This window comes from Streptomyces sp. NPDC057474 (genome assembly GCF_042802555.1).
In the GTDB taxonomy this organism is placed as follows: domain Bacteria; phylum Actinomycetota; class Actinomycetes; order Streptomycetales; family Streptomycetaceae; genus Streptomyces.
This window is the reverse complement of sequence record NZ_JBHVDX010000066.1, coordinates 18226-42663: the sequence shown is the minus strand read 5'-3', so window position 1 is coordinate 42663 and position 24438 is coordinate 18226. Positions and strand designations below refer to the sequence as shown.

23 protein-coding genes and 1 pseudogene are annotated in these 24438 nt (G+C 71.8%); 16 read left to right on the top strand and 8 right to left on the bottom strand.

Annotated features, from left to right (window positions below; genetic code table 11):
• Positions 1 to 311 (bottom strand): annotated as a pseudogene (locus ACFU53_RS20285) (hypothetical protein); the annotation flags it as partial.
• Positions 312 to 589: 278 nt separating this feature from the next.
• On the opposite strand from ACFU53_RS20285, the gene ACFU53_RS20280 reads away from it, so the two are divergent.
• From ACFU53_RS20280 to ACFU53_RS20265, 4 genes are all read left to right on the top strand, one after another.
• Positions 590 to 2167: a phage tail sheath subtilisin-like domain-containing protein gene (locus tag ACFU53_RS20280; RefSeq protein WP_383993971.1), complete on the top strand. Its 1578-nt coding sequence runs from the start codon at positions 590 to 592 to the stop codon at positions 2165 to 2167.
• Positions 2168 to 2293: 126 nt separating this feature from the next.
• Positions 2294 to 2737: a phage tail protein gene (locus tag ACFU53_RS20275; RefSeq protein ID WP_033526822.1), complete on the top strand. Its 444-nt coding sequence runs from the start codon at positions 2294 to 2296 to the stop codon at positions 2735 to 2737.
• Entirely contained in the window at positions 2737 to 3291 is a 555-nt protein-coding gene (locus tag ACFU53_RS20270; RefSeq protein WP_383993968.1) for a hypothetical protein, read from the top strand. Before ACFU53_RS20275 ends, ACFU53_RS20270 begins: the two co-directional genes overlap by 1 nt.
• Positions 3288 to 3446 (top strand): DUF6760 family protein, encoded by a 159-nt coding sequence (locus ACFU53_RS20265; RefSeq protein ID WP_086750330.1) that lies wholly within the window; start codon positions 3288 to 3290, stop codon positions 3444 to 3446. The genes ACFU53_RS20270 and ACFU53_RS20265 overlap by 4 nt, the downstream gene beginning before the upstream one ends.
• 305 nt (positions 3447 to 3751) lie before the next feature.
• On the opposite strand, the gene ACFU53_RS20260 is transcribed toward ACFU53_RS20265, so the two are convergent.
• The gene (locus ACFU53_RS20260) at positions 3752 to 3898 is read right to left on the bottom strand and encodes a hypothetical protein (RefSeq protein ID WP_383993965.1); all 147 of its coding nucleotides are present in this window, start codon (positions 3896 to 3898) and stop codon (positions 3752 to 3754) included.
• A 120-nt stretch (positions 3899 to 4018) separates the two neighbouring features.
• Complete coding sequence (locus ACFU53_RS20255; RefSeq protein WP_383993963.1) at positions 4019 to 4927, bottom strand: hypothetical protein; 909 nt, start codon at positions 4925 to 4927, stop codon at positions 4019 to 4021.
• A 1183-nt stretch (positions 4928 to 6110) separates the two neighbouring features.
• On the opposite strand from ACFU53_RS20255, the gene ACFU53_RS20250 reads away from it, so the two are divergent.
• From ACFU53_RS20250 to ACFU53_RS20200, 11 genes are all read left to right on the top strand, one after another.
• Positions 6111 to 7376, top strand: coding sequence for a hypothetical protein (locus ACFU53_RS20250; RefSeq protein WP_383993960.1), 1266 nt, complete (start codon positions 6111 to 6113; stop codon positions 7374 to 7376).
• 116 nt (positions 7377 to 7492) lie between these two features.
• Positions 7493 to 7918 (top strand): phage tail protein, encoded by a 426-nt coding sequence (locus ACFU53_RS20245; protein ID WP_037695699.1) that lies wholly within the window; start codon positions 7493 to 7495, stop codon positions 7916 to 7918.
• Between the two features lie 16 nt (positions 7919 to 7934).
• Complete coding sequence (locus tag ACFU53_RS20240; RefSeq protein ID WP_383993956.1) at positions 7935 to 8660, top strand: LysM peptidoglycan-binding domain-containing protein; 726 nt, start codon at positions 7935 to 7937, stop codon at positions 8658 to 8660.
• A complete protein-coding gene (locus ACFU53_RS20235; protein ID WP_383993953.1) occupies positions 8660 to 10549 on the top strand; it encodes a VgrG-related protein in 1890 nt (629 codons plus the stop codon). Before ACFU53_RS20240 ends, ACFU53_RS20235 begins: the two co-directional genes overlap by 1 nt.
• Before the next feature lie 73 nt (positions 10550 to 10622).
• Positions 10623 to 11066: a GPW/gp25 family protein gene (locus ACFU53_RS20230; protein ID WP_319133184.1), complete on the top strand. Its 444-nt coding sequence runs from the start codon at positions 10623 to 10625 to the stop codon at positions 11064 to 11066.
• Positions 11066 to 13024 (top strand): putative baseplate assembly protein, encoded by a 1959-nt coding sequence (locus ACFU53_RS20225; RefSeq protein WP_383993949.1) that lies wholly within the window; start codon positions 11066 to 11068, stop codon positions 13022 to 13024. The genes ACFU53_RS20230 and ACFU53_RS20225 overlap by 1 nt, the downstream gene beginning before the upstream one ends.
• A 139-nt stretch (positions 13025 to 13163) precedes the next feature.
• Entirely contained in the window at positions 13164 to 13721 is a 558-nt protein-coding gene (locus ACFU53_RS20220; RefSeq protein WP_383993946.1) for a phage tail protein, read from the top strand.
• Complete coding sequence (locus tag ACFU53_RS20215) at positions 13718 to 15340, top strand: NADase-type glycan-binding domain-containing protein (RefSeq protein WP_383993943.1); 1623 nt, start codon at positions 13718 to 13720, stop codon at positions 15338 to 15340. The genes ACFU53_RS20220 and ACFU53_RS20215 overlap by 4 nt, the downstream gene beginning before the upstream one ends.
• Before the next feature lie 96 nt (positions 15341 to 15436).
• A complete protein-coding gene (locus ACFU53_RS20210; RefSeq protein WP_383993940.1) occupies positions 15437 to 17629 on the top strand; it encodes an McrB family protein in 2193 nt (730 codons plus the stop codon).
• Entirely contained in the window at positions 17626 to 18906 is a 1281-nt protein-coding gene (locus tag ACFU53_RS20205) for an McrC family protein (RefSeq protein WP_383993937.1), read from the top strand. The genes ACFU53_RS20210 and ACFU53_RS20205 overlap by 4 nt, the downstream gene beginning before the upstream one ends.
• A 23-nt stretch (positions 18907 to 18929) precedes the next feature.
• Positions 18930 to 19484 carry a glycoside hydrolase family 25 protein gene (locus tag ACFU53_RS20200; protein ID WP_383993934.1) on the top strand — a complete coding sequence of 185 codons (555 nt, stop codon included), beginning with the start codon at positions 18930 to 18932 and terminating at the stop codon, positions 19482 to 19484.
• A gap of 79 nt (positions 19485 to 19563) precedes the next feature.
• Here the strand turns inward: ACFU53_RS20200 and ACFU53_RS20195 are convergent, their stop codons facing one another.
• The gene (locus ACFU53_RS20195) at positions 19564 to 19776 is read right to left on the bottom strand and encodes an EF-hand domain-containing protein (RefSeq protein WP_383993931.1); all 213 of its coding nucleotides are present in this window, start codon (positions 19774 to 19776) and stop codon (positions 19564 to 19566) included.
• A 71-nt stretch (positions 19777 to 19847) separates the two neighbouring features.
• The gene (locus ACFU53_RS20190) at positions 19848 to 20762 is read right to left on the bottom strand and encodes a MerR family transcriptional regulator (protein WP_383993928.1); all 915 of its coding nucleotides are present in this window, start codon (positions 20760 to 20762) and stop codon (positions 19848 to 19850) included.
• Between the two features lie 73 nt (positions 20763 to 20835).
• On the opposite strand from ACFU53_RS20190, the gene ACFU53_RS20185 reads away from it, so the two are divergent.
• Positions 20836 to 21468 carry a GNAT family N-acetyltransferase gene (locus ACFU53_RS20185; RefSeq protein ID WP_383993925.1) on the top strand — a complete coding sequence of 211 codons (633 nt, stop codon included), beginning with the start codon at positions 20836 to 20838 and terminating at the stop codon, positions 21466 to 21468.
• 34 nt (positions 21469 to 21502) lie between these two features.
• Here ACFU53_RS20185 and ACFU53_RS20180 read toward each other — a convergent pair whose 3' ends face one another.
• From ACFU53_RS20180 to ACFU53_RS20170, 3 genes are all read right to left on the bottom strand, one after another.
• Positions 21503 to 22150 carry an ADP-ribosyltransferase gene (locus ACFU53_RS20180; protein WP_383993922.1) on the bottom strand — a complete coding sequence of 216 codons (648 nt, stop codon included), beginning with the start codon at positions 22148 to 22150 and terminating at the stop codon, positions 21503 to 21505.
• Between the two features lie 75 nt (positions 22151 to 22225).
• Positions 22226 to 23452 (bottom strand): YncE family protein, encoded by a 1227-nt coding sequence (locus ACFU53_RS20175; protein ID WP_383993919.1) that lies wholly within the window; start codon positions 23450 to 23452, stop codon positions 22226 to 22228.
• 174 nt (positions 23453 to 23626) lie between these two features.
• On the bottom strand, positions 23627 to 24130 hold the full coding sequence (locus ACFU53_RS20170; RefSeq protein ID WP_383993916.1) for an ATP-binding protein: 504 nt from the start codon (positions 24128 to 24130) through the stop codon (positions 23627 to 23629).
• Positions 24131 to 24438 lie beyond the last annotated feature (308 nt).

Below are 24438 nucleotides of genomic sequence, written 5' to 3'. Positions count from 1 at the left end.
AGGTTCCCCTCGGGAACGGTCGCCGCCTCAGGATGCTCGGTCGGCATGATCCGCACCGCGTACGCGTTCGGGCCGGCCGTCGCGTCCGGGGTGCGAGGCGGCGCGAACGTCAGCTCCACCGACCCCGTCGTCCCCGGGTACAACCGCAGCGTCTGCGGCTCCACGGTCGTCCACGGCGCGATGTCACCGACCGGCTCGAAGCGGTACTCGTCGACCACGTCACCGGTGTTACGCAGACGCAGCCGTACCGTCGTACTGCTCCCCGGGTCCACAGTCGCGGAGGCGGGTTCGAGAGAAGTCCAAAGGCTCACATAGGGACGCTACCGGGAGTGCGGGAGCCGGGTCAGGAGGAGAAGGTGCACGGTCGCACTGCCCGAAAGGGCATCGTGCGCGGGCACGGGGTGCTCACGGGGGTGCTGCCACCGGGTGGGCGTGAGCAGGCCGCCCGGGAGCGTTTCCGCCGATCGGCCGGACTGCCCCTGGGGGCAACAGACATGCCCCCGATCAGGTACCGGAGGACGTTTCGGGGGACGCGCTTCGCGCGTGAGGGTGAGAGGCGACCTGTCTCGTACCCCAAGGAGAGCAGAGCATGCCGTCCTACCTGTCGCCGGGCGTCTACGTCGAGGAGGTGGCCAGCGGCTCGCGTCCCATCGAGGGTGTGGGCACCTCCGTGGCCGCCTTCGTCGGCCTGGCCCCGACCGGTCCGCTGAACGAGCCGACCCTGGTGACCAACTGGTCCCAGTACGTCGCGGCCTTCGGCGAGTTCACCGACGGCTACTACCTCGCGCACTCGGTGTACGGGTTCTTCAACAACGGCGGCAGCGCCGCGTACGTCGTCCGGGTCGGCGGCACGGAACAGGGCGCCGCGTCCGCCGCCGGTCCGGCCGCCGTCACGGGTTCCGCCGCGCCGGCCGCGCTGCCGCCGGGCGAGCCGAAGCAGCTGGGCACGTTCAGCGTGACCGCCATCGCGGGCGGTTCGCTGAGCGTCGAGGTCGCCGACCCCGAGGGCGAGGGCCCGGCCGAGCGGTTCAAGCTGATCGTCAAGGACGGCGACAAGGCCGTCGAGACGTTCGACGTGACCGCCAAGAAGGGCGGCCGCAACTACGTCGTCACCCAGGTCAAGGAGCGCTCCAAGCTCATCACGGTCCAGGAGACGGCACCGGCCGCGCAGCTCGCGCGCCCCGACAACCAGACCGTGGCCCTGGCGGCCCCCGCCGCCCCCGCCGCCGTCGCGCCCGCCGCGACGGACGACGGCCACCCCGGCCCGGCCAAGTATCTCGGTGACTCCGCCGACCGCACCGGCTTCGGCGGTCTGGAGGCCGTCGACGAGATCTCCATGGTCGCCGTGCCGGACCTGATGGCCGCCTACCAGCGCGGCGCGATCGACCTGGAGGCCGTCAAGGCCGTCCAGCTCGGTCTGATCGCGCACTGCGAGCTGATGGGCGACCGCGTCGCCGTCATCGACCCGCCGCCCGGCCTCAACGCCCGTCAGATCCGGGTCTGGCGCCAGGAGACCGCCGGGTACGACTCCAAGTACGCGGCCCTCTACTACCCCTGGATCAAGGTCTTCGACCCGGCCAGCGGCCAGTCCCGCGTCGTCCCGCCGAGCGGCCACGTCGCCGGCGTCTGGGCCCGCAACGACTTCGAGCGCGGTGTGCACAAGGCGCCCGCCAACGAGGTCGTACGCGGCGCGGTCGACCTGGAGCTGCAGATCACCCGCGGCGAGCAGGACCTGCTCAACCCCATCGGCGTCAACTGCATCCGCGCCTTCCCGGGGCGCGGCATCCGCGTCTGGGGCGCCCGCACCATGTCGTCCGACCCGGCCTGGCGCTACCTCAACATCCGCCGGTACTTCAACTACCTGGAGGAGTCGATCCTGATCGGCACCCAGTGGGTGGTGTTCGAGCCGAACGACCACGCGCTGTGGGCCCGGATCCGGCGCAACGTCTCCGCGTTCCTGGTCAACGAATGGCGCAGCGGCGCCCTCTTCGGCCAGCGGCCCGAGGACGCGTACTACGTCAAGTGCGACGACGAGACCAACCCGCCGGAGTCGGTCGACCTCGGCCGGGTCATCTGCGAGATCGGCATCGCCCCGGTCAAGCCCGCCGAGTTCGTGATCTTCCGGCTGGCCCAGTTCTCCAGCGGCAACGGGGAGCTGGAGGAGTAGAACCTCCAGGACTTCCGGAACTTCCGGGACTACCAGGACTACCAGGACTACCGGGGCTCCCGGGACTTCCGTGCCCGTCCGCCCTCGTACGCCATTTCTCAAGACCCCTAGAAGGACAGAGAACAGATGAGTCTCGCGCCGGGTGACGCCCTTACCTCACACAATTTCGGCCTGCAGATCGACGGGGTGATGGTCGAGTACCTCGCTGAGGTCAGCGGCCTCACCCTCGAACAGGACGTCATCACGTACCAGCAGAACTCCGCCCAGGGCCGGCCCGAGGTCAACCTTCTGCCCGGTGTGCAGAAGAACGGGCAGTGCACCGTGGTCCGCGGTATGACCCAGTCGGCCGCGTTCAACACGTGGATCAACGACTCCATCAACGGTCAGATGGGCTCGGCCCGCAAGAACGCGTCCATCATCATGATGGATTATCAGAACAATCCGGTGAAGCGGTACAACATGCGCAACGCCTGGTGCAGCAAGATCGACGCGAGCACCCTCAAGGCCGGCGAGGCCTCCGCGCTCACCGAGACCGTGACCATCGTCTTCGAAGAACTGGTCATCGAGTAATGCGGCGTACGGCTGCCAGGGCGGGCGCGGGCGCGGGCGTGGGCGCGGGCTCGATCGTGGACGTAACGGGTCCGGAGCCGGTGACGGGGCCGGGCGCGAGCATGGGCGCGGAAGCGGCTGCGGCCGCCTCCGCCCCCGTCTCTGCTCCCGCGCCGGCTCCGGCCGTCGCGCCGGTGGCGCAGCGGCTGCGGACGGAGTTCCCGTTCGAGCTGCCGCGCGGCTACGTCGACGAGGCGGGGAACGTCCACCGGGAGGGCGTGATGCGTCTCGCGACCGCCCGGGACGAGTTGATCCCGCTCCGCGACGTCCGCGTCCAGGAGAACCCGGCGTATCTGTCGGTCGTGCTGCTCGGCCGGGTCATCACCCTGCTGGGCAACCTGCCGATGGTCCACGACGGGATCGTGGAGAACATGTTCGCGTCCGACCTTGCGTTCCTGCAGGACTTCTACCGGCAGGTCAACGCGGAGGGTCACACCCGTGCGGCCGTGGAGTGCCCCCACTGCTCCGAGCCCTTCGAGGTCGAACTCGGCGGGAGCCGCCTGGGGGAATCGTGACGTACGCGACCGACCGGCTGCACGAGGAGATCGCGTACGTCGCCTACCACTTCCACTGGAGCTTCGAGGAGATCCTCGACCTCGAGCACCACGACCGCCGCCGCTACACCGAACAGATCGCGTCCCTCGTGACACGGGGCGGGGCGGAGGGCTGACACGTGGGGTTCTTGGATCGCCTACGGGGTGCCGCCGGGTCGGCGGGGCGCCGGGGTGGGGCCGATGGGGGTGGCTCGGGTGTGGGGAGTGACTTGGGTCGTGGGAGTGGCTCGGGTGACGGGTCCGACTCCCCTACTGGGGTGGGCTTCGTTGCCGGGGATGGCTCGGGCGGTGGGGTGAGGCCTGCCGCCGGGCCTTCCGGGGCCGGCGGGGCCGCTTCGGTCGGTGGTGTCACTTCCGTCGGTGGTGTCACTTCCGTCGGTGGTGTCACTTCCGTCGGTGGTTGGGAGGGGCTCGCTCCGATTCAGCGGGCCACCGGGGGGCGGGCCGTCGTCGCGGACGCCGGGTTCAGCGGACGGTTGAGCACCTGGCAGAACCCGTCCTTCACCGGGACCTTGTCCCATGCTGTCCTGCCCGGAGCGCCGGGCGGGCTGGTCAGAGACGTCCTCACCACGTCGGCGGTACCCGTCGCCGGACTCGAACTGCCTTCGCGCACCCTGCCGGTGGCGAACGACGAGTCCGAGGCCCCCGCCAATGTGCCGGGCGACTCACGACCGGTGCAGCGCGCGCCCTACCAGGTCACGCCGTCCCGCCCGACCGGCCCCCGGGTGACCCCCGTACCGCCCCGCGCCGACCGTCCGACCCCCTTGACCAAGGCCGCTGCCGCGCCTGCCGTCCAACGACGGACCCTGCCGACGGCACGGCCGCAGGCTTCTGGGGCCACCGGGGTGTCGGCGGGTACGGCTTCGGGCGGTACCTCAACCGGGCACACGGCTTCGGGCGGTTCTTCGTCCGTGCATACGGCGTCGGGCGGTTCTTCGTCCGTGCATACGGCGTCGGGCGGGGCCTCGGGCGGTTCTTCGTCCGAGGACTCGATTTCCGGCGGCGCCCTGTCCCGGCACACGCATTCCGGCGGCGCCTCGTCCGGGCACACGGCTTCCGGCGGCGCCTCGTTGCAGCGTTCGGCGTCGGGCGAGACCGCGTCGGGGCGTACGGCGTCCGGGGTTAGCGCGTCGGGCTCGGCCAGTTCGGGTGCGAGTCCGGTCGGCGCGCCCGGCGGCCCGCGTGGGGCGACGGCGCCCGCCGGGGCGGCTGTTGGCTCCGACGCCTCCGGGGGCGGCTTCGCCGACACGGCTGGGGGCGGCTTCGCCGACACGGCTGGGGGCTCCAGCCACGCAGCAGCCGACCTCGGTCGCGCGGGACTCGACATCCAGCGGGCGGCAACCGACTCCGGCCGTACGGCAGCCGACCCAGCCGGGACGGCAACCGGACCCGGCGGCACGGGCACCAGCCCTGGGGGTGCCCCCGTCACCTTCGGACCCGCCGAGGTCAGCGTCCAGCGGGCGGCGACGGAGTCCAGCCGTACGGCAGCCAACGTCGGCGCAACGACCACCGGCTCCGCCGGAGCAACGGCCGGCCCTCGCGGGACCTCGGGCGGCTCCGGCGGCACGACGAACAGCCCGAGCGGCGCGGCGGTCAACGCCCAACGGTCCAGGGCCGGACTCAGCGACACAGCGGGCGAGGCAGCCGGTACGACGACAGGTCACGGCGCGACAACCAACGGCCCTGACGCGCGGGCGACCGCCCCCGGTAACCCGGCGGCCGGCATCCAGCGCGCGGCGGTCAACCCCAGCGGCACGCCGACCCGCCCCACAGGCCCCACGACCAGCCCCTCCGGCTCCGGCTCCGGCTCCGGCTCCGGCTCCGGCTCCGGCTCCGGCGGGACGGTAGGCCGTCCCGGCCGTACAGCAACCGGACCCTCCGGCGGAGCCGTCGACGTCCAACGGGCGACGGCCGGTCCCAGCCGTACTGCAGCCGCGCCCGCCGGAGCCCCGGCCAACCCGTCCGCAACGCCGACCGGCCCCAGCACGGCGGCGGGCGGTCGCGGCACGACGGCGAGCGGTCGCGGCGTGGCGACAGCCGGCTCCGGCAGTGCGGCAGATGGCCCGAGCGGCGCACCCTCCAGCACCGGTGACGCTGTGACGGGCGTCCAAAGGGCGACCCCCGGCCGCAGCGGCACGCCGCACGCCTCCCCCGACGCGGTCTCCCGTCCCGGCGGTACGGCGGCCGCAATCGGCCACACAGCCGTCAACGTCCAACGGGCAAAGGCCGACCCCGGCGGTACGGAAACCATGTCTGCCGCACCCAGGGCGCACTCCCCTGGTGCGGCGAGCAGCCCCGGCAACCCAACCGCCGCCGCGCCCGTACGCCCTGCGACGCCGGACCACGGAACCCCTGCGGCACGCCCGAGTGGAACCGCGGCCGGCCCGGCCGGACAATCAGCTCGTTCCACTCACAAGGCGACCACCACCAACAGCCCATCGACAACCCCCAGCCCCAGCCCCGGCCCGGGCACCGGCATGGGAAGCAGGCCCTCCGCCAGTCCATCAGGCGGCACCCCTGTCGGCCCGCCGGCCCACATCCAACGGGCCGCAGCCAGCCCCAGCAGCCCCAGCAGCCCCACGGCGGCAACGACCGGCTCCGGCGACAACCCCGCAGCCCCAATTGCCCCGCCCGCAACACCCGCCACCGCGAACGCGCCTGCACCCGACCCGATTCGCCCCGCTCCCGCCACCGCCGCCCCCACGCGGGCCCTTCCCCGCACGCCCCCCGCCCCAAGCACCCACCCCGTACAGCGGAGCACCTCCGGCGGAGCAAGGCGCATGGGCCTCGGCGCGCCCACCTCCGGGAACGTACCGACCCCCGGCGCCGCGCCCGCGCACCCGAGTCCGGCACCCTCACCCCCCGCCGCGACCACCCCTCCGCCGTCGCCCCCCTCGCCTCAGCCGACCGGACCGACCACACCCACAGACGGGCCCTCGGCAAGCCGATCCCATACCGCAGCCACCAGCCCGGCCACCCCCTCGGGCCCCCCGGCTCCCCCGATCCAGCGCACCGCCACCACCCCCACCCCCACCCCCCGTCAGCGCCCCCTGCTCGGCGCTCCCCTCTCCACCCCGCCCCGGGACGCGAAGCCCATCTCCGGGCTCACCGCTCCCGGCGGTGCGGGCCCCGCCGGTCCCCCTCCCGTACAGCGAGCGGCCACGGCGCACCAGGCAAAGGCGAGCCACACCTCAGGCCCGCCCCCTCAACTCCTCTCACCTTCCGCACCCACACCGGCAGCCCCGGCCGCACCACTGAAAACCACGGGCCACGGGCAGCAGCGCCACGAAGGAACGCGGGGAACTGCGCGACCAGCCACACACCTGCCCGCCCCCACCCCCGCACGCCCTCTCACCCCCACCCGCGCCCTCGCCCCAGCCCTGCCCACCACCACGCCCCCCGCCGTCCAGCGTCAGGCGACGCCGCCCGCCGTACCCCTGCGCCGTCCCACCCCCACACACGGCCGCCCCTCATCCCCGGGCACCGGCCCCGCCGTACAACGCCTCACGGCCGCCAAGCCCAAGCCCATCTCCCCGTCCCGAACGGCGCTCCCCCTCACCGTCGCCCCCACGACGACCCCGCAGGCGCCCCAGCGACCGAGCACGCTCCCCGCCAGGACAGTCGCCCAGCGCCACGCCCCCAACACCCCCAAGGCACCAGGCACCGCACCCCCCACCTCCCACGCACCCGCACCCGCACCCGCACCCGCAGTCACACCCGCCCCGATCCAGCGAGCCCCAGAGATCTCCCTCCGCCCCACCCCCGCCACCACGACCACAGCCGTCTCACCCGTAACAGCGACCGCAGCCACCACGGGCAGCACGGCCAGCGCAGCTCACCGCACCGCGTCGGCCGACTCCCCACCCCCCTACTCCGCACTGGACAACAACGCCTCCCCCGGAGCCCAGTTCGACCCCCGCGCACTCACCGAGTTCCAGCTCGACGAACTGACGCACAAGCTCATCGGCCGGATCACCCGCCTCGTCCGCACCGAACTCCGTCTCGACCGCGAACGCATCGGCAAGCTCCGCGACCCCCGTCGCTGACCATCCCCGACCCACCGCCGCCCCAGGCACCGACCCACCCCTGACCCGCCACCGACCCGCCGCCCACCCACACCAGCCCCACCGGCCGCCCCGCACCACCAGAAAGGCCCTCCCCGATGCCCCGCGATCTCGACCCGGGCTCCACCATCTTCTTCACGCTGACGATCGACGGCGAGAGCCTCGGTTACTTCAACGGGTGTGAAGGACTGTCTTCGACGGTGGAGATCGAGCACCGCCAGGAGGGCGGGAACAACGGGTTCGTCTGGCAGTTCCCGTCGCGTGTGACGTTCTCGAACATCCGGCTGACGCGGCCGCTGACCCCGGACACCGCGAAGGTCGCGGCGTGGATCTCGTCCGTGGCGACGGGCGTGAAGCGGCCGACGGCCCAGATCGCGGCGCTGCGCGCGGACGGCTCCGAGGTGGCGCACTGGGGACTGATCGACGTCCTGCCGGTGAGCTGGCAGGGACCGTCCCTGGACCCGGCGAACCCGAGCGTGGCGACCGAGGTCCTGGAGATCACGCACCACGGGTTCACGGACTGAGGGGCGGGGACAGAACATGGCGAAGGGCAGCAAGGGCGGCGCGGGCAAGAGTCTCGTGCGGGCCACACTGGCAATTCACGAGCCGCCGGTCGGGACGAGCACCACACCGGGCGCGCTGAAGAAGACGTTCAAATTCGAGTTCAACCCGGCCGAGTTGACGCTGCGCCAGGGCGCCCAGTGGAAGCGGACGACGAGCGCGGCGGTACGCGACGGCGCTCTGCCGGAGTTCATGGGACCCGATCCCCGGGAGATGAACGTCGAGATCTTCCTCGACTCCTCCGACAAGCCGAGCGGCACCACGGTGCTGAAGAAGGTGGACACCCTGCTGTCGTGCTGCGAGGTGACGGCCAAGAGCCTCGCCGCGGACCAGCCGTCGCCGCCCTGGGTGGTGTTCCAGTGGGGGTCGTTCTCGACGGCCCGTTTCACGGCGTACGTCAGTTCCGTGGACGTCACGTACTCCCTGTTCGGGACGACCGGTGTGCCGATCCGGGCCGCCTGCCGGATGACGCTGCACGAGATCCCCGGTCGGGTCGAGGGGCAGAACCCGACGTCGGGCGCGCTCACCGCGCGGAGTGTGCACCGGGTCGTGGCGGGCGACTCGTTGCAGTCGCTGGCGTGGCGGGAGTACGGGAGCGCGTCCGCGTGGCGGGCGATCGCGGAGGCCAACGGCATCGACGACCCCACGCACCTGCCCACCGGCACCGAACTCGTCCTCCCGGCGGCCGGAGAGGTGGGCTACTGATGGGCGCGTCCCAGGCCGGAAACCCGTCTTTCTCCAACATCATCAAAGTCACCATCGACAGCAAGAAGCTGCCGACCGACTGCGCCGATCTGCTGGTCGGCGGCTGGGTCGATCTCGGGGCCGGGGTGCCCGGCGCGTTCCGGCTCACCTTCCGGGACCCGCACGGGCTGGTGCTGGGCAAACTGAACGTCAGGTTCGGCTCCAAGGTGGTCATCTCGCCCGTGGCCGGCGGGAAGGGCGCGGCGTCCCCGGTGTTCACCGGCGAGGTCACCGGCATGGAGACCGACTACGACGGCACGGGCACATTCACCGTCGTGCGCGGCTACGACGCGGGCCACCGGCTGATGCGGGTGCGCAGGGTGGCGGCGTACCGCAACCAGACGGCCGCCGACATCGCCCGCAAGCTGGCCGCGATGAACAGCGTCCCGATCGGCCAGGTGCAGTCCACCAAGACCGTCTACGACTTCATCAGCCAGTCCAATGTGACGGACTGGGACTTCCTCGCGCGGCTCGCCGACGAGAACGAGATGGTGATGTCGCTGGACGCCAAGGGGAAGTTCCAGTTCGTCAAGCCGAAGCCGGCGTCCGGCGCGGCCGCGCCGAGCCCTCCCGGCCAGAAGAGCCCTTACGAGCTCAAGGCCGGTGTGGACATCCTGCGCTGCCGGGCCGCCGTCACCGCCGCGGACCAGGTCGACAAGGTCGAGGCGCGCGGCTGGAACGTCACGACGAAGAAGAAGCTCACCGCGATGACGAAGGCGAGCGCCAACCCCGGTATCGCCATCGGCACGACCCCGCAGAAGGCGGCGAACCCGTTCAAGGCCGCCAAGCTGGTGGAGACCGACACCCCGTACGACCTGCAGAGCGAGGTCACGCACGCCGCCGGTTCCCTCGCCGACGACATCACCTCCTCCTTCGCGGAGCTGGAGGTCATGGTGCGCGGCAACCCGCTACTGCGCCCCGGTGTGCCGATCACCCTCTCCGACGTGGGCGTCCCGTTCGAGGGCAAGTACACCTGTACCTCGGTGCGGCACTCCTTCGGTGACGGCAGCCACTACGAGACCTCGGTGACCGTCAGCGGCCGGCAGTGGCGCTCCCTGTTCGGGCTGACGTCGGGTGGTGGTTCGGCGGCCCCACGGCTGCCCAGTGTGGCCAACGCGCTGGTCACCGACGTACAGGATCCGCTGAAGCAGGGCCGGGTGAAGCTGCAGTTCCCGTGGCTGGACGACACGTACGTCAGCGACTGGACGCGGACCGTGCAGATGGGCGGCAAGGGCGGCGGCGGGATCTTCCCGATGGACGTCGGCGACGAGGTGCTGGTCGCCTTCGACCGGGGCGCGCTCGACCATCCGTTCGTCATCGGCGGCCTCTACAACGGCGTCGACAAGCCGACCCCCGTGAAGGACGTGTGGCTGCACGACCCGGTCAAGAAGAAGGCGATCCGGCACACCCTGTCCGACCGGGAGGGCAACCGGGTCGACCTGCTCAGCCAGCAGACCGGCCTGCGCAAGCAGGGCGTACGCCTCGCCACCGGCAACGACCGGCTGATCATCAACCTGGACCGGACGAAGACCGAGATCACGGTGGACAGCAAGGGTGCCGTCTCCATCACCGGCGGCACCTCGGTGTCCGTGCGGGCCGGTACGGATCTGTCCCTGACCGCGGGCCGGACCCTGACCCTCAGGAGCGGCGGTCCGCTCAACATCCAGGGTGGGGGGCTCGTCAGCGTCAGGGCGGCCGGCGCGGTCAACGTCAACGCGGCGGGCGCCATCAACCTCACCGCGCTCGGCACCGTGCAGGTCACCGCCGCGGGCTTGTTGAACCTCAAGGGCATCAAGGTCGACCTGATGGGCGTGTTCTCCGTCAACACGATCAAGTACCCGTTCGGGTGACCGCCGAGAAGCGCGCCGGGACCCACTCATTTCAGACACTCACACCACTTCAGGAAGGAAGGGTGGCCCACTGATGGCCGAGCAGTTCGTCGGATCCGGCTGGGCGTTCCCGCTGCGCATCGGGCCCACCGGGGGCATCGCCCTCGTCAGCGGGGAGCGCGAGGTCGAGGAGGCCATCCGGCTCGTCCTGGCCACCGCGCCGGGTGAGCGGCCGATGCGCCCCGAGTTCGGCTGCGCCATCCACGACCTGGTGTTCGCGCCGGTCAACGAGGCCACCGCCGGCCGTATCCAGCACGAGGTGTACGCGAGCCTCGACCGCTGGGAGCCGCGGATCGAGGTGACCGACGTCGACGTGACGGCGGGCGCCGACCAGGGCGTCCTCTTCATCGACGTCCGCTACGCGATCCGCGGCACCAACAACCCGCGCAGCCTGGTCTTCCCGTTCTACGTCATCCCCTCCCACGACGAGCCGGACCTCACTTCCGAAGGCTCCGACCGTCCCGAAAGCGACCACTGATGGCCCTGCCCTCCCCGAACCTCGACGACCGCCGCTTCCAGCAGTTCGTCGACGACGCCAAGCGCTACATCCAGCAGCGGGCCCCGGAGTGGACCGACCACAACGTCTCCGACCCCGGCGTCACCCTGGTGGAGACCGTCGCCCACATGGCCGACCAGATCGTCTACCGGCTCAACCGCGTGCCGGAGAAGAACCATCTGGCGTTCCTGGACCTGGTGGGCATCACCCTCTTCCCGCCCTCGGCCGCCCGCACGGATGTGACCTTCTGGCTGTCGGCGCCGCAGGAGGAGCCGGTGCCGCTGCCGGTGGGCACGGAGGTCGCCACCGTGCGCACCGAGAGCGAGGAGGCGGTCGTCTTCGCCACCGAGCGCGAACTGAGCGTCGTACCGTGCGAGTTGCGGCATCTGGTCACCCAGCGGCCCGGTGAGCCGGTCGCCGACCGGACGGCCGACCTCGCCGAGGGCAAGGACCTGATGTGCTTCGCCGAGTCCCCGCGGCCCGGCGACTGCATGCTGTTCGGCCTGACCGCCGCCGTCCCGCACTGCGCGATCGTGCTGGAACTGGACAGCGTCGTCGACGGCGTCGGCGTGGACCCGCGGCAGCCGCCGCTGGTCTGGGAGGCGTGGACCGAGGACGGCTGGACGGAGTGCGAGGTCGACCGCGACGGCACGGGCGGCCTGAACCGCCCGGGCGAGGTGGTCCTCCACATGCCCGGCGGGCACACCCTGTCCCGCACCGGCGGGCAGGAGGCCGGCTGGCTGCGCTGCCGGGTCACCGAACCCCTGCCCGGCCAGCCCTTCTACACCACCTCGCCGACCGTCCGCGCCGCCGAGGCCTTCACCATCGGCGGCACCACCACCGCCGTCCACGCCGAGACCGTGTACGACGAGGCCCTCGGCGAGTCCACCGGCCTGCCCGGACAGCGGCTGCGCCTCGCCCACTTCCCGGTGGTGGGCGACACCCCGCCCGTCCTGCTCCAGACCGCCGAGCACGACGGCTGGACCGACTGGGACGTCGTCCCGTCCTTCGCCGCGTCCACCTCGTACGACCGCCACATCACCCTCGACTCCGCCACCGGTGAGATCGCCTTCGGCCCGGCGGTACGGGAGCCCGACGGCACCCTGCGCGAGTACGGGGCCGTCGCGCCCAAGGGCTCCGTCATCCGCGCCGTCCGCTACCGCACCGGCGGGGGCCGGGCCGGCAACGTCGCCCGGGGCGCCATCCGGGTGCTGCGCACCTCCGTCCCGTACGTCTCCGAGGTCGTCAACCGCGAGGCCGCGCGCGGCGGGGTCGACGCCGAGACCGTGGAGGAGGCGAAGGTCCGGGCGCCGATCACCCTGCGCGCGCAGGAACGCGCGGTGACCCTGCGCGACTACGAGGAACTCGCCCGCCGCGCGGCCCCCGAGACCGCGCGCATCACCTGCCTGGAGGGCGAGGAGGGCGAGCACGGGGCGTACGCGGTACGGGTGTTGGTGGTCCCGCAGGCCGTTCCGGACCCGGGCGGCCGCCTGCGCTTCGAGCAACTGGTCCCCGGCGACGCGCTGTTGCGCCGCATCACCCGTCACCTGGACGAACGCCGCCTGATCGGCACGCGGTTGGCCGTCGGCCCGCCCTTCTACCAGGGCATCACGGTCGTCGCCACGCTGCACGCCTTCCGCGGCACCGACACCGACCGGGTCCGCCGCCAGGCCCACGACGCGCTCTACCGCCACCTCGACCCGCTGACCGGCGGCGCCGACGGCCGGGGCTGGCCCTTCGGCCGTCCCGTGCAGTCCGGCGAGGTCTTCGCCGTCCTCCAGCGCGTCCCCGGCGTCGAACTCGTCGACGACGTCCAACTCCACCCCGCCGACCCCCTCACCGGCAAACGAGGCGACCCCACCAACCGCATCGACCTCTCACCCCCGTCCCTCGTCTTCTCCTTCGACCACCGCGTCCGAGTGATCGGGGACAAGCCGTGAGGCCCGCGCCCCATAAGGGGCGCGGGGCTGTGACATGTGCGGCTCCGCCGCGTGGGCGCCAGCAACCACGGACAACCCGCGGCCGCCGTCCAACGGCAAGCCCCGAGCCAGTGGGCGCATCACCGAGAGGAGGCCGTACATGAGAGGCTCCATCGACGGCCTGGGATCCTCCACCCCCATCGGCACCATGCTCCCCGCCGTGTTCGCCGACGACGACCTCGCCCAACGCTTCGTCGGCGGCCTGGACGACGTACTCGCCCCGATCCTGTCCGTCCTCGACTGCCTCGACTCCTACTTCACCCCGTCGCTCGCCCCCGTGGACTTCACCCAGTGGCTCGCCGGCTGGGTCGGTGCCGAGACCGACGGCTCGGAACCGGAGGCCCGGCTGCGCGCCGCGGTCGCCGCCGCCGCGTACCTGCACCGCGTACGCGGCACCCGGCGCGGACTGTCCGAGGCCGTGCGTCTGGTGTTCGGCGTGACCCCGGAGATCACCGAGAGCGGCGCCGCCACCTGGGACGCCCGCCCCCTCGGCCCGGTCCCGGGCGATGCCCGCCCGCGCCTCCACGTCACCCTGCGCCTGCCCCACCCCACCCCCGCGGACGAACACCGGCTGGACAGCCTCGTGGCCGCCGCCCGCCCCGCCCACATGCCCTACACGGTCCAGGTGACCGCCGCCGAAAGGATCCCCGAGAGATGACCAGCCAGACCCCCGGCACCGGCCAGGCCCAGAGCTGCGCCGAATGCGGAACCCGCGGGGAGCCCGGCCAGTCCTTCTGCGACGCCTGCGGCGCGGTACTCGGCTGGTCCGGAACCCCGGCCCGAGCGACCACGGGCGGCACCAGGAGCGAAGCCACCGACCGACCGGACGCGGGGCGCCCGCGCAGCGAAGCCCCGGCCCCGGCCCCGGCCCCGGCCCCGGCGAACGCCGCGCGCACGACAGACGCGGCCCCCGACCACGCCGCCGCCGGACACCCGAGGGCCGAAGCCCCGGCCCCGGCGAACGCCGGACGCACGACGGCCGACGACGAGCGCGGCTGGGACGCCTTCGCCCTCCCGGGCGCCGGCACGGGTACGGCCCGCACCGGCCACGACCCGGACCAGCCGGGAGCGACCACAGCAGCCGCCACCAACGTCCGCGCCCCGGAGGCCGGCCCGGCGGTCCGCACGGACGCGCCCACCCCCGCCACCCACCCCGGAACCGATCCGTCGCCCGCCGACAGGTCACCGGCGCCCCCCACGGCCCAGGCCGTGACCCAGGCCCCGACCGTGACGGCCACCCCGGCATCCACGCCCGCCGCCCCGCCCACCCACTCCTCCGCCCCCACCTCCGAACCGCCCCACCCGGCCCCCCACCCCCACCACGACGACGAGGCCCCCACCACCCCCCTCCCGACGCCGGCTTCCCCCTACCCCTCCCCCTCCGCCGCCGACCGGGCCAGGTCCCTCCTGGTCCCGGTCGCCGACCCCGAATCCCGTGCCCCGGCGGAGCCGGCCGTCGCGCCCGTGCTACCGGGCCGCCCCGATGTGCAGCGGCCCCAAGTCCGCACTCCCGGCCCGGAGTTCGGCACGGAGGGCGGCGTGCCCTGCCCGTGGTGCGGGACCCCCACCCGACCGGACCGGCACTTCTGCGCGCGCTGCGCGATGCCGATGGCCGGCCGCACGGAGGCACCGGGACGGCTGCCGTGGTGGCGCCGGATGCTGAACGGCCGCGACACGGAGACCCCGTGGGCGGGCGACCGCCCCCGTCTGCGCCGCGGCTTCGGCGCGATCCTCAACTGGGTGGTCGCCGCCCTCGTCCTCACCCTGATCGTCACCCTCGCCTTCCAGGCCGACGACGGCTACCAGGCGGCCCGCGACCACTTCGCCAAGCGCGCCTCGGTCGTCCCGGACACCTTCAAGGCGTCCCGCTCGTTCCCCGGCCACAAGCCGGACCTGGCCTTCGACTCGTACAGCAACACGTGGTGGGGCCCGGGCGTCACGCAGTCCGGCGAGGGGGAGTGGCTGGAGGCCCACTTCGAGCAGCCCGTCCGGCTGCTGGACGTGGTCATCACGCCGGGCGTCTCGAAGAAGCCGGACCAGCGCGCGGAGTCGGCCCGCCCGCACCGCATCGAGGCGAAGATCACCGCCGCCGACGGCTCCACCTCCACCAAGATCCTCACCCTCGACCAGACCGCCGGCGGCCAGAGCCGCAAGTTCCGCGTCGGCAGCGCCGAGACCGTCCGCTTCACCATCCGCTCCGCCTACGGCGCCGACGACAAGAAGCAGGTCGCCATAGCCGAGATCGAGTTCTTCGGCCGCTCGAACAGCAACAGTTAGAACCCGGCCTGTCGCATCCGGCCGTCCCTCGTCGTGACGCGTCCCCAACCCCCTTCTAGGGTGGGCACTTGGAACGGACGAGGGGCGGGTGGGACTGTGGCGAGAAGGCCGGACGGCGCCGATGTCGTGGCAGCGGTGCAGCGGATCTTCCGGGACGGGCTGCTGACCGGGAGGTCCGCGTTCGCACCGGATCCGGCGGCCTGGACCGGCCCGACCGCCTCCGATCTGCGCACCCGCTTCGTCGACCGGCCCGACGAGTCGTCGGACACCTTCCTGGTCAAGCTGAGCCGCCAGCTCGCCGGGGCCCCCGACGAGACGATCGCCCTCGCGGCCGAGCTGCTCTTCGTGAACATGGCCCCGCTGGTGCCGGAGCAGATCGGCCTCCCGAAGAAGCTCCAGATCCTCCGCGAGGTGCTGTCCTGGGCCGACCGTCCGATCGTCGTGCCGGAGACCCTGGAGCCGGGCCTGAAGGGCTTCCTCCACGGCGGCCAGGGCTTCCTCAACTACCGGTGGGCACAGTTCCAGATCCTGGTCCTGCTGGTGGAGCGGCTGGCCACGATGGAACCCCCGCAGCGGGAAGCCCTCCTCAGTGACCCCTGGGGCTTCCGGGATCTCTGCTTCGCCATCCAAAACTCGGTCGGTCACAAGAAGGGCCGCGCCCAGATCCACGTACTCCTCTACACGCTCTTCCCGGACACCTACCAGCCCATCGCCAGCGCCCACCACAAGCACGAGATCCTCAAGGCGTTCACGGACGAACTCCCCGAGTCCACCGGCAACGACGACAAGGACCTGCTGACCTTGAGCAGGACCCTGGAGGCCCAGACAGGCACCCCCGTCGACTTCTACGACGAACCCTGGGTCGCCCGCTGGCGCAAGGGCGCCGTGCAGCACGAACAGCGCGGCTGGCTGGTCCGCGGCCACAACGTGGACGGCCAGAACCTCATCCCGGCCTGGATCCGGCAGGGCTACTGCTCGGTCTCCTGGCGAGAGGCCCCGGAGATCCCCACCGGCGCGACCAAGCACCAGGTCCAGCAGGCCATCGCCGAGGCCATGCCGGATGCCACCGCCCAGATGCGCGCGGCCGCCGCCTACCAGCTGCACGTCTTCCTGACCGTCATGCAGCCGGGCGACCTCGTCGTCACCGTCACCCCGGACGAGGTCCATGTCGGCACGGTCCAGGGCCCGGCGTCGTACGACGCCTCGGACGGACTCGACAACGCCCGCCGCCGCCCGGTGCGCTGGGCCACCGCCGAGCGGCCGCTCGTCCGCGCGGAGCTGCCCGAGAAGGTGCAGGCGCGGCTGCCGCTGCCGCCGACGGTGTACGACATCAGCAGCGTGGCCGCAGAGTTGGCGGAACGCGCGGGTCTGGAGGATGTCGTCGCGGAGGAACTCGCCGAGGTCGACGTGACGAATCCGCTCGAACTGCAGCCCGTCACCGAGGAGTTGGCCGAGCAGCTGCTGATGCCGCTGGACTGGCTGAGCGAGACGGCCCAGCAGCTCCAGGAGCAGCGTCAGCTCGTGTTCCACGGCCCGCCCGGCACCGGGAAGACGTATCTCGCCCGCGCCCTGGCCAGGCATCTTGCGGGACCTGACCGGGTGGAGCTCGTGCAGTTCCACCCCTCGTACACCTACGAGGACTTCTTCGAGGGCTTCCGCCCGGTGCGCGGCGAGGGCGGCAGCCCGGGCGGAGGCTCGGTGGTGTTCGACGTCGTCCCGGGCCCGTTCAAGCTGCTGGCCGAGCGGGCGCGGAAGGACCCGGCGAACCCGTACGTCCTGATCGTCGACGAGATCAACCGGGCCAATCTGGCGAAGGTGTTCGGCGAGCTGTACTACCTGCTGGAGTACCGCGAGGAACCGGTCACCACCCAGTACAGCCCGCACGACCCGTTCCATCTACCGGGCAATCTCTTCCTCATCGGCACGATGAACACGGCCGACCGTTCGATCGCGCTCATCGACGCGGCGATGCGCCGCCGCTTCGCCTTCCGCCGTCTCTCCCCCGAGAAGCAGCCGGTCCACGGCCTCCTGGACCGCTGGCTGCGCCGCCACGGCCTGCCGGAGACCCCCGCCCGCCTCCTGGACGAACTGAACCGGCGCCTCGGCGACGCCGACCGCGCCATCGGCCCGTCGTATCTGATGAAGCCCGGCGCGGCCCGCCCCGAGGGCCTGGACCTGGTCTGGCGTACGCAGATCCTGCCGCTGCTGGAGGACCAGTCGTACGGCACGGGGGTGGACGTCGAGGAGGAGTACGGCCTGGCCTCCCTGCGCGCGGCGCTCGGCTCGTGACCGCCGCGATTCCCGCGATTCCCGCGACCCCTGCGATCACCGTGGCCTCCGCGCTCACGCCCCCGCTCCGGCTCATCGTCGACGAGACCGGCCCCGGCACCGTACGGGAGCTGACGGCCGACCAGGTCGCGGGTCTGCTCTCCGCCCCGGGTCTCGTACGGCTGACCCCGGCCCCCGGCGGGCGCTGGCGCGTGGCCGGAAACCAGAAGGTGGGCCTGGTCCGCCTGCCCACCCCGGCGGGCAGCACGATCGAGCTCCTCCTACGGCCCAAACTCCCGGTCCGCGACCTGCTGTTCCTGCTCTCGTACTCCCCCACCGACCCCTGGCACCCCAACCCGGACCCGGTCACAGCGGCCACCAGCGACGACCTGCTCCCCGCCCTCGCGGACCTCCTCGCCCGCACCACGCGCCGTACCCTGGAGTCCGGCGTCCTGCACGGCTACCGCACGGTCGAGGAGGACCTCCCCCTGGTCAGGGGCCGCATCCGGACGGCGGACCAGCTCCGCCGCGTGGGCCTGCCCCTCCCCGTGGCCGTCCGCTACGACGACCACACCCCGGACATCGCGGAGAACCGCATCCTCCTGGCCGCCCTCCACCTGACCACCCGCCTACCGGGCGTCCCCGCCGCCACCCGACTCACCCTGCGCCACCTCACCGACCACCTCCACGGGGTCCGCCTCCCGCACCCGGGCGCACCGCTCCCCGACTGGACCCCGACCCGCCTCAACTCCCGCTACGCCCCGGCCCTCCGCCTCGCGGAACTGATCCTCTCCCACCGCTCGGCCCGGCCGGAGGGCAGAAGCCCGCTGCCCACCGACGGCTTCCTCCTCGACATGCCGGCGGTCTTCGAACGCTTCCTGACCGTCACCCTCACCGCCGCCCTCGCCCGCCAGGGCATCCGATGCGCCGCCCAGGAGAACCACCACCGCCTCGACGAGGCCGCCCGTGTCCCCTTCCGCCCCGACCTGGTCCTCTACCGCACCGGCCGCCCCGTCTCCGTGGCGGACGCGAAGTACACGTACGTCACCCCCACCTCCCCGCCGACGTCCCACCTCTACCAACTGCTCGCCTACTGCACGGCCCTCGGCCTCCCCCAAGGCCACCTGATCTACGCGGCCTCCGCCGCCGCCCGCACCCCCGGCCCCACCCCCCACGTGATCCGCCGATCCGGCATCACCGTCACCACCCACACCCTCGACCTCGCCGTTCCACCCCCCGCCATCCTCGCGACCATCACGACCCTGGCCGAGCGGATCACCGCCCCCACACCCGACTGACTCCCCCCACCCCCGGAGACCCCATGCTGCGTGGCATCGACGTCAGCTCCTACCAGTCCTCCTCCTACGACACCAGCGGCCTCTCCTTCGTCTTCATCAAGGCCACCGAGGGCCGCACCTACACCAACCCCAAACTCGCCGCCCAGACCAAAACCGCCCGCGACGCAGGCCTGGTCGTCGGCTACTACCACTTCCTCTGGCCCGGCAACCTGACCGCCCAGGCCGAGTACTTCGTCGGCAAGGCCCCGGAGAAGGCGGGCGACATCCTCGCCGTCGACTGGGAGACGACAGGCGAGGGCACCCACGCCGGCAACGCCGAGAAGGACCGCTTCATCCGCAAGGTCAAGGAACTACGGCCGAACCACCGGGTGATCCTCTACTGCAACCGCAGCTACTGGCTGACCGTCGACTCCACGTCCTACGCGGGCGACGGCCTCTGGATCGCCGACTACGTCACCGCCGGCCAACCCCGTATCAAGGCCAAGTGGCGCTTCCACCAGTACACGGACAACCCCGTCGACAAGAACGTGGCGGACTTCGCGAGCAAGGCCGCGTTGCGGAAGTGGGCCGACGGCTGACCGTCGTCCGCTTCCGGCCGTCGGCATGACGAAGGGGCGCCCCCGTCGTACGCGACGGTGGGCGCCCCTCCGTCCTGGCTCAGTTGCCCAGGTGGGCCCAGAACTCGTCGAACGACAGGAGCTTGTCGCCGTTGAGGTCGCGGGTGCGGATGATGACCTCCGCCACGGACTCGGTGACGTTCCAGTCGCCCTCCTGGGCCAGTGCGGTCTTGAACTCCGCGGCGGTGATGAACCCGTCGCCGTCCGCGTCGATCCGCTGGAACTCCTTGCGCGCTGCCTCGATGTCCGCCACCGATCCGCCCCTTCTTGGTGCCCTGCCTGTTCCAGGCAGTCCTGCTGACAGTCCTACTGACGCAGGTCAGATTAACCGGCCACGCGAGCGCGGAGTGCGGCGACCACCCACGCGAACTCCTCGGTGTGCGCCGACAGCGGCTCCACGCCCCGCACCAGCGCGGCCAGCTCCCGGAACCGGGCCAGCTCGGCGTGGGCCGCCGATGTGACGCGTTCCAGCAGGACGGCCCGGTCGGCGTCGCCGAGCAGCCCGGTCAGCACCTCGTCGGCGGCGGGCGAGGCGGGGTCGACGCCCGCCCGCAGCGCCTCCCCCGCGAGCTGCACCAGACGGCTCATGAACCACAGGGAGGTGCCCGACGGCACCTCCGGCCCCCGGTCCGCCGCGTTGAACTCGACGGTCTGCCGCATCCGGGCCCGGAACCCCGGGTCCTGGAGCATCTCGGCGAGCTCCACCCAGGCGTCCACCTGCCCGGGCGTGGGGTCCTCCGGCAGATCCGCGAGGCTGAACCTCAGCCGCGTACGGATGTCGGGGTCGGCGGTGTCGAGTCCCCCGAAGGTCTCCTCCATGAAGTCGTCGATGATCCGTCCTCGTTCGGCGGCGGACAGCCGGGCCAGTCTGTTCATCAGCGTCGTCTCCTCCGCGGTCGAGCCGCGTCGCGCCACGGTCGACAGCACCGCCCGGGTCACCTTCAGGGCACGGATCTGCGCGTCCAGCGCGGCCACATGCGTGGCCGCGACCTCCGCGACGGTCGTCTCGCCCGTGAGCACCTGCCGTACGTGGTCCAGGCCGAGGCCCAGCTCCCGCAGGGTGCGGATGAGTTCGAGCCGGGCCGCGGACTCGGCGTCGTACAGCCGGTAGCCGCCCGCGCTGCGGGTGACCGGGTGCAGGACGCCCTCGTCCGACCAGTAGCGGATCGTGCGGACGGACAGACCGGAGCCGCGGGCGAGCTGCCCGATGGTGAAAAGGCCGGTGCCGTTTTCGATCATGTCTGCGAGTGTGGGCCTTCCAGTGGGTGGAGGCTCAAGGCTGAAGGGTCAAGGAGATTCGGGGAGCACGGTGATGAAGAGCTTGCGGGACATTCTGGATGCGGCGGCCGGGGGTGTCTTCCCACCGGCGGACGGCGGTACCACCGTCGTCTCTCAGCACTCCCCCCGGGACGCGGGCGTCCTGTGCTTCACGGCACACTCCGTCGTCTTCACGGACGAGGATCCACAGTGGGTGTACGAGACCCTGGCGGCGGCGGAGTGCGATGTGCTGTCCGCGAGCATGAACCCACGGTTCCTGGCGGCCTTCATGGAACGGACGGGCCGCACGTCCGAGACCATCGACGCGATGCTGGTCGCCGCACCCCTGCCGGGCGAACCGCCGCTGCCGCTGAAGGAGATCGAGGACGCCGGGCACCCCCGCGTCGCGTACGCGCGGCGACGCCGTGACGACGTACGGGTCTGGACGGCGGACGGCGGTGTCCTGACGACGGGCCGCGGAATCGCCGGGCGGCTGGAGGTCTCGGTCGAGGTGGACGAGGGCGCACGGCACCGGGGGCTGGGCCGGTCGCTGGTGACCGCCGCACGGCATCTCGTCGCCGAGCCGCTGTGGGCGCAGATCGCGCCGGGGAACGCCCGCAGCGTGCGGGCGTTCCAGTCGGCCGGCTATCTGCCGGTGGGCTCCGAGATACTGCTCAGCGCCCGATAGGCACACCCGTCACTGGCGGGGACCCTGGCCGGCCTCAGTGCCAGGGCTCGTAGTGCGGGTTGCTCTCGCACTCGCTCATCTTCTCCGTCCTGGTCGTCTTGTCGACCGGGCAGACGCCGATGACGTACTCCGGCTTGATGCCGCCGGGGAAGGCGACCTCGACCTGGTCCGCCCACTTGTGCCGGTCGCCGATGGTCCTGTTGACGTCCACGCCGCCGGGGGCGTCGATGTAGTAGTTGTAGCCGGACTTGTACCAGGTCTTGTACAGGTCGTGGTCGTACGTCGTGGAGACGTACGGCGAGGGCTGGTTGACCAGGACGTACTGCTCGATGTCGTACTGCCCCTCGATGACGTCCTTGGGGTGGAAGCCCTGCTCGAAGATGGTCGCCGGGACCCGGCTGTCGCTGCGGTACAACGTGCCGCAGGTCTTGCGCCAGACCGGCTCCGGGGTGATGCGGTCGACGTCCACGCGGCGGTCGACGGCGGCGTGGACCGGGTCGTCGAACCGGGGACAGGCAGGGGCGGCCTCGGCCGCGGTCCGGGCCTGGGCCGGGGTCTGGGACTGTGCCGGGGTCCGGGATTGTGCCGGAGCGGTCGCGGCGGAGGTCGCGAGGACGGCGGAGAGGGACAGGACGACGGCGGCGGCCCGGCGCCGCAGACGAGTTGTGATCATGCTGAGCACGATCTCGGCTGCGCGGCGCCGGGCCGGGGACCCTCACTCGTATGGAGGCGTGTCAGCCCGCCCGGTTGTCATGTGTCACCGGAAGATGCCGGTGTGGCCGAGCGAGTAGCGGCCGGGCTGCGGGTACACCGCGAGGCCGTGCGGGCCGCTGCCGACGGGGATGCGGGCGAGCTGCTCCCCGCTGCGGGTGTCGATCGCGTACACCTCGGAGTCGTAGCGGCCGGAGAGCCACAGGACCTTGCCGTCGGCGGAGACTCCGCCCATGTCGGGGCTGCCGCCCTCGGGTAGGTGCCACTTCTTGGTGAGCTTGTTCTCGGTGAAGTCGAAGACGGACACGGAGCCCTCACCGCGGTTGGAGACGTACATCTCGCGGGAGTCGCGGCCGACGTACAGCCCGTGGGTGCCCTTGCCGGTGGGCAGCAGCTTCGGTTCGTCGAACTTGTCGCCGTCCAGGACCCACATGCCGTCGGCCGTCATGTCGGCGATGTAGAAGCGCTCGCCGTCCGGTGAGATCTTCACGTCCTGCGGCATGGCCCCCTCGAACGGCAGCTTCTGCTGCCCGATGACCTTCATCTTCTCGGTGTCGACCTTCAGGAGTTCACCGCTGAACTCGCACGACACGATGAAGTACGTGCCGTCGATCGAGAAGTCGGCGTGGTTGACGCCGTAGCAGGTGACCGGCTCGGTCTTGACCCGCTTCATGGTGTGCGGGTCGCGGAAGACGAGTTCGCGGTCGAGGGAGGCCATGACGACTGCGTACTTGCCGTTCGGGGTGAAGTACAGGTTGTACGGGTCGTGCACCTCGACCGGCTTGCCCGCCTTCCCCGTCTTCGGGTCGATGGGGGTGAGGGTGTGGCCCCGGTTGTTGTTGACCCACAGGGTCTTCAGGTCCCAGGAGGGCACGACGTGCTGGGGCTGGCGGCCCACCGGGATCGTCTCGATGATCTCGTACGTCTTCGGGTCGATGACGGAGACGGTGTCGGACTCGCTGTTGGGGACGTACACCCGGGACGGGAAGTCCTTGACCACCGGGGAGAGCCGGTTCGGGCGGTCGGCGGCGTAGACGTCCTCGGGGTCCAGCACGGGCGGCATGCCGCGCAGTCCCCGGACCGCCGTCCGCTGCTTCTTCTTCCGCTCGGCCGCTTCGGCTTCGGCAGCGGCCCGGTCGGCCCGGATCCGCTGCTCCTGCTCGTTGGTCCTGTTCTCGGAGCCGCACGCGGCCACGGCGGCGAGAACGGCGGCCGCGAGAAGGCCGCGCTGCACGAGGTTGCACTGCATGAGGGGTGTGCGGGGCGTGGTCACGCGACCTTTATAGGGAGGTCGAGCACGAATTCCGGCGATTGGCCCGATCGGCGGAGGTGCGCGTTGCGACATACGGGACGTGGGGTGCCCCTTCAGGCGCGCGGGGCTGTGACATGGGCGGCTCCGCACGCGCGGGCGCGACCACCCACGAACGGTCGCCGGCGGACATCCGGCCTACCGATCCGCGACCCGCATCTCGAACCACGTCGTCTTCCCACGCGGCAGCAGATCGACCCCCCACCGATCCGACAACTCGTCGACCAGAAAAAGCCCTCGCCCGCTGATGTCCATCTCCTGCACCGGCATCAGACAGGGCAACCCCCGCGAGGGATCGCGGACCTCGACCCGGATCCAGCCCGGCCGGCGGCGCATGCGGAGTCCGAAGACGCGGGCCCCGGTGTGCCGCACGGCGTTGCCCACGAGTTCGGAGACGAGCAGGACGGCGTCCTCGGTCATCTTCGGCGACAGCCGCCACTGTCGGAGGACGACGACCTGGGCGAGCCGCCGGGCGGTGGCCGCGGACTCGGGACGGGACGGCAGCGGGACCTCTCCCTCGGTCGGGTCGCCGAACAACTCCAGCGCCTTCTGCGCCCGTTCGTCCTCGATCGCAGGTGACCAACGCGCCGCGGTCGCACTCCCGTGCCGCCGCGGCTGTTCGATACCCTCCAGCCCCGCCATGCCCCCATCATGGCCGCCCCGAGCCCCTTCCGGGGTCGTTCCACAGGAATACAACCCCCGGAACCAACCATTCCGGAGGTTTCGGATGACATATGCCAACGGCAATCAGCCGACCGCGACAGCCCCTCTGACCTGTGCGAACAACCCGAACGTGAGTCAACGCCAAGAGCCTTGGGCAAAGATTACTTAAGGCTGCCTTAAGGCTCGGATAAACCGCTCCTTCGGGGGACGCGGGTAATACATCGCGTCAACTGCAAGTCGATCAGCGGAACTTGTGGGCCGGACTTCGGTGCCCCGGCCCTGACTCC